At 44.4% G+C, this 520-nt stretch carries 1 protein-coding gene; it reads right to left on the reverse strand.

The annotated features are described in order from the left end of the window. Positions 1–520 (reverse strand): MMPL family transporter (locus tag AC4PRO_RS18235; RefSeq protein WP_492118408.1); only part of this gene is annotated, 520 nt, incomplete at both ends.

A 520-nucleotide genomic window follows, 5' to 3' on the forward strand; every position in this document is an offset into this window, starting at 1 on the left:
CTTTTAAAAACGTTTGGTTATCCATCGACTGCTCGGATTGTACAACCAGTGTGGTTGGGGCAGAGAAACCTGGTGGGTAATGATCCATGATCAGATTAATTCCCTGTTTGGATGTATAATTGTTATTGACCTCAAACAGATCATTATAACTAAGCCGGTTACTGTAGCTGAACAAAAACGGAATGCTGATTACGGCAACAAGAATGATGGCAAGAACAGGTCTACTTGCCGCGTTCCGAGACAAAAATCCCCATAAGCGGCTATCTGCGTGACCTTCAAATTTATTCGATGGCCAGAACATCTTTTTGCCTAATACAACCATGAAGAATGGATTCAACGTATTGAGGACGACAATGAGAACCGCTACTGCAAATGCCACTGAAGAGGTTGCCTGGTACAGCTGAAACTTGGCGAGCATCAGAGCAAGGAATCCGATGAATACAGCAATACCACTGTATAACACAGTACGTCCTGCCGTTCTAAACGTCGTTTTGGTTGCGAGAAGTACATCCCCGCCCTG

Source organism: Flavobacterium sp. DW-iso2 (assembly GCF_058725285.1).